Annotated in this window: 3 protein-coding genes; 2 read left to right on the plus strand and 1 reads right to left on the minus strand. The window is 64.1% G+C overall.

All coding sequences use genetic code 11. The features are described 5' to 3' along the window. Window positions 1-79: 79 nt before the first annotated feature. Window positions 80-682, minus strand: a complete 603-nt coding sequence (locus AAC083_RS17785) for a DUF924 family protein (protein WP_108537313.1) — start codon at window positions 680-682, stop codon at window positions 80-82. Between the two features lie 311 nt (window positions 683-993). On the opposite strand from AAC083_RS17785, the gene AAC083_RS17790 reads away from it, so the two are divergent. Further along, complete coding sequence (locus tag AAC083_RS17790) at window positions 994-2,772, plus strand: M3 family oligoendopeptidase (RefSeq protein ID WP_108537314.1); 1,779 nt, start codon at window positions 994-996, stop codon at window positions 2,770-2,772. A 155-nt stretch (window positions 2,773-2,927) separates the two neighbouring features. Continuing rightward, on the plus strand, window positions 2,928-4,736 hold the full coding sequence (locus tag AAC083_RS17795; RefSeq protein ID WP_108537315.1) for a M3 family oligoendopeptidase: 1,809 nt from the start codon (window positions 2,928-2,930) through the stop codon (window positions 4,734-4,736). Window positions 4,737-4,836: the final 100 nt, after the last annotated feature.

Consider the following 4,836-nt stretch of genomic DNA (forward strand, 5'->3'; position numbering starts at 1 on the left):
ACAAATAAAAACAATGCCAGTCAGGCTTAACTGACTGGCATTAGGCCCATCGGGCCCGTTTTTTATCTCTGCGGGTAGCCTAGAAGCCGGAGCCCGGTTGCTGCAAAAATTCAGCCTCCTCCGCAGTGCTGGTGCGACCCAGGATGGCGTTGCGGTGAGGGAAGCGGCCAAAGCGCTCGATGATCACCTGATGGCGGCGGGCAAAGTCGGCAAATCCTTCGAAGGTGGCTTGCGCCTGTGTGTTGACCTGCTCTGCTGCCAGTGCTTCGAACAGGGTCACGCTGCGGACTTGCTGCTCTCGCGATTCGGCGTGCTCCAGCGGCAGATAGAAGAAGACCCGGGCCAGCGGCGAGAGCGCCTTGTCTGCCCCCAGCGACAAGCCTTTCAGGCAGAGATCCCGGGCCCCGGCATCTTGGGCAAAGGCGCCTGGGGTGGCGCGATGGATGTTGCGTGGCAGTTGATCCAGCAGCAGGATCAGCGCCAGCCGGCCGACGGGCACCTCGGCCCAGTGGGCCAGAGTGCCAGTGGCGGCTGCCTCGGCCAGTGCCCCAAAGCGGCGGGTGATCAGTGCATCGGTTGCGCTGCTTTTTCCCCACCAGAGGGGGGCTTGCCGTTGGGCGTGGGTGGCGTCGTCGGTGTCATCGCCAAACCAGAAATCGAGTAGAGATTGCCAGGGTTGCATGGGAACTCCTTGAGCCGGGATGACTCGGGGTGAAGCAGGGTCCATTGACCCTGGTGTGGTTGCGGCCTTACGGGCGACTTCTCGTTACACTGTGCCATCTTTTGCCTGAAATAAGGACCCCCCTCTGGTCGGTCCTCACGTGTGGCGTCTGCCCTGCTCGATGATAAGGCCTTCGTACCGGCCACTGTGTCTCCTGTTTGCTGACTTGGATGGGGGCTGGGCAAATGCCGACCGCCTTCGTACTATCGTCAGTGGCACTCGCCCGCAGAGGCGATGCCACCCGACCTGGATGCAAACAAACAAGGACAGTTATGAACCCACCCGTTTGGCTGGATGATCACATCTATGCCGCCCCCGATTGCCCGGCAATCGACGCCGATTTCCAGCGTGCCCGCGAGGCCCTGAACAGCCTGCAACGCTTGCTGGATGAACTGCCCAAGACCACCGACATCAATGCCTTGCGCCACTTGCTGCGAGCCATCAGATCCTGCTGGACTGATGTGCGTCGGCTGGAATGGAACAGCCAGACCTATGCCTATAACCGGCTCAGCCGAGATGGTCGCGACGAGGCGGCCAAGATGCTGCTCTCCCAGGGTCAGCAGTTGCAGGCGACCCTGGCCCAGCTCAGCAAACCGGTGACCCTGTTCTGGGCAAGCGCTCCCGAGGGGCAGGTGCGGGCCCTGTTGCAGGATCCCGAGCTGTTCGAGCTTGCCTATGCCATTCGTCACGACAGGCGTCAGCAGGATCAACGGCTCTCCTTGGAGAGCGAGCAGCTGATCGAGGGGCTCTCGGTGGATGGGCTGCAAGGCTGGGGCGAGCTCTACGACAGTCTGGTGGGCCGACTCAGGCCCGTGGTGGAGGGCGAACCCATGGGACTGGCCCAGGCGGACAACTTGCTGGCTCACCCGGATCGGGCGCGCCGTGCCAGCGCCTGGCACGGCATCCAGGCCGCCTGGCAAGCAGAGCAGGAGACGGTGGCCGCCATCCTCAACGCCATCAACGGCTGGCGTAACGAACTCGCCGCCCAGCGTGGCAAGGTGCACAGGCTCGATGCGCTGGATGTCTCCTGTCATCAGAGCCATATCGAGCGTACCACCCTGGATACCCTGATGGCCGAGGCTGACGCCCACAAAGCGCTGGGACGGCGAGCCTTGCGCGCCATGGCCAGCGCCCAGCAGATCACCGATTTTGCCCCCTGGGATCTCTATGCCCCTGCGCCCGCCGCGCCCTCAGCCGCGCTCAGCTTCGAGCAGGCGTTGACCCTGGTGGCCGATGCCTTCGCCGGGTTTGACCCCGAAATGGGGGCCTTTGCCCGCATGATGGCCAAGCAGGGCTGGATTGATGCGGCCCCCAGCGCAAACCGGCGCAGCGGTGCCTACAGTACCGAATATGCCCATCCTCCCGAGCCTCGGGTGTTTCTCACCTTCGAGGGCACCATGGACAACCTCATCACCCTGGCCCACGAGCTTGGGCACGCCTGGCACAGCTGGCTGTTGCGGGACCTGCCGCTGGAGCAGCGCGACTACCCCAAGACGCTGGCCGAGACCGCCTCCCTGTTTGCCGAGGCCCTGGTGCGTGATGCCCTGTTGGCCGCCACCGACAACATGGAGCAGCGCAGGGCCATCGCCTGGCTGGACGGGGAGCGGGCCGCCAGTCTGCTGCTCGATATCCCCGCTCGCTTCACCTTCGAACGAGCGCTGGTGGCGGCGCGGGAGCAAGGCTATGTGGGGGCAAGCCAGCTGCGGCAGATGATGAAATCCGCGCAGCAGCAGTGCTATGGTGACACCCTCAGCCAGTACGACGAGCTGTTCTGGGCCAGCAAGGGCCACTTCTCCATCGCCGATCTCGGGTTTTACAACTACCCCTACCTGTTCGGCTATCTGTTCAGCCTGGGGCTTTATGCCCAGAAGGAGCGGGCCGGGGGCGAGTTTGCCCACGCCTATCGCGCGCTGCTCATCGACACGGGCCGCATGAGCGCCGAGGATCTGGTGGAGAAACACCTGGGGGTCGACATTCGCGAACCCGCCTTCTGGCAGGAGAGCCTGCGCTATGTGGAGGAGGCGGTCGAGCGCCTCGAACGACTGGTGTGACGGGCTGGCTCCTCTGATCGCATTGGCTGATCAGACTGGCCGTTCGGGGTCGCCCCGGCGGCCCCTGTTTCTTTCGTGGCGGGCCTGCAGCGGCCTGGCCACGCGCATTTCACCCCGGGCAGCCTCTGCCCCCAGAGATTGATGACGAGCGTTTGATGCAGCAACGAATTTACCCACAACAGTGGCACAACCAGCATATCTATCCCGCCCTCGATTGCCCCGAGCTGGACGCTGACATGAGCCTGGCCCGTGCCAACCTCGCCGAGCTGGCCGGTTTTATCGACGGTCTTGATCAGATGCGGGAGAACGTCGACGCCTTGCCCGATTTTTTACGGGAGGTGCGCCTGCGGACTCGGGACATTCACAACATTGGCTGGAACGTGGCGATTCTGGCCGCATGCCGCGGCAGTCAGGATGCGCGGGATCCGCAGGCCAAACAGCTGGCGTCCCGCGCCCGCGCCCTCAACGCCGATCTGTTCAAGACCCTGGCACCGGTGGAAGACTTGATGCTGGCACTGCCCGAGCCCGAGTTTGAGCGGCGGATGCAGGATCCCTTGCTGGGGGAGGAGGCGTACCGGCTGCGCCATGAGCGCCGGCTGCAGGATCAGCGCCTGCCGGTGGAGGCCGAGCAGCTGGTGATTGGGCTCGGCACCTATGGGCTGCACGCCTGGGGCAACCTCTACAACGATCTGGTGGGCAAGATCCGCCTCGTTATTGACGGCCGCGAGATGGGGCTGGCTGAGGCGAGCAACCTGCTCTCCAGCCCGGTGCGGGCCCTGCGCCGCGAGGCCTTTGACGCCATCAGTGCCGGCTGGGAAGGGGAGCAGGAGACGGTGGCGGCCATCCTCAATGCCCTCAATGGCTGGCGGCTGGAGCTGGCGCGCCAGCGCGGCAAGCAGCGTGTGCTCGATGCGCTGGATCTCTCCTGCCATCAGAGCCATATCGAGCGCACCACCCTGGATACGCTCATGGCCGAGACGTATCATGCGCGGGGTCTGGGCCAGCGGGCGCTGGGGCTGATGGCCCGGCAGCTTGGCATCACAGATCCGGGGCCGGAGGACTTGTTTGCACCGCCCCCGGCCGCCAGCAGCCGCGCCATCCCGTTCGAGGAGGCGATCGCAATCATCGAGGGGGCTTTTGCCCGCTTTGATCCCGAGATGGGGGAGTTTGCCCGCATGATGGCCGAGAAGGGGTGGATTGATGCGGCGCCCACGCCAAATCGCCGCACCGGCGCCTACTGCACCAAGTTTGCCGATCCGGTGGAGCCGCGGGTCTTTGTCACCTATGCCGGCACCATGGATAACGTCATCACGCTCGCTCACGAGCTGGGTCACGCCTGGCACAACTGGGTCATTCGCGATCTGCCGATGAGCCAGCGTCGTTACCCCATGACGCTGGCGGAGACCGCCTCCATCTTCGCCGAAACCCTGGTGCGTAGCGCCCTGTTTGAACAGGCCCAAAGCCCGGAAGAGCAGCGGGCCATCGCCTGGGCGGAAGCCGATGGCGCTGCCACCTTCCTGGTCAACATTCCGGCCCGCTTCGATTTCGAGCAGGCGTTGGTGGCGGAGCGGGCGCAGGGCTATGTGCCGGCAGAGCGACTCAAGGCGATGACCGACGAGGCGTGGGGCCGCTGGTATGAGGGGAGCCTGACCCACTATCACCCGATGTTCTGGGCGGCCAAGGCGCACTTCTCTATCGCCGGGTTCGGCTTTTACAACTACCCCTATCTGTTCGGTTATCTGTTCAGCCTCGGGGTCTATCAGCAGTTGATGAGCCGCAAGGCGGCGGGGGAAACGAATGTGGCCGAGGCCTATCGCGCCCTGTTGCGTGATACCGGCCGTATGAGCGCCGAAAATCTGGTGGCAAAACATCTGGGTCAGGATATCCGTGAAGCCGCGTTCTGGCAGGGCAGCATGGCGCTGGTGGCGGCGGCGGTGGATCGCTTCGAGCAGACCTGCGGTTAAGGGGACTCAGGCAGGTGAACGTGCCGCCGGGCAGTCTATCTGTCCGGCGGCTTTTTTATGGCTCTGTCCCAATTACGTGTTGAAAGGCTAATCTTGAAGT

This window comes from Aeromonas sp. HMWF014, assembly GCF_963878295.1.
GTDB classification, from domain to species: domain Bacteria; phylum Pseudomonadota; class Gammaproteobacteria; order Enterobacterales; family Aeromonadaceae; genus Aeromonas; species Aeromonas popoffii.

Excerpts from the sequence above, each read along its gene's own strand:
- AAC083_RS17785 (WP_108537313.1), bottom strand. The coding sequence starts at position 682 with ATGCAACCCTGGCAATCTCTACTCGATTTCTGGTTTGGCGATGACACC.
- AAC083_RS17790 (WP_108537314.1), top strand. The coding sequence starts at position 994 with ATGAACCCACCCGTTTGGCTGGATGATCACATCTATGCCGCCCCCGAT.
- AAC083_RS17795 (WP_108537315.1), top strand. The coding sequence starts at position 2,928 with ATGCAGCAACGAATTTACCCACAACAGTGGCACAACCAGCATATCTAT.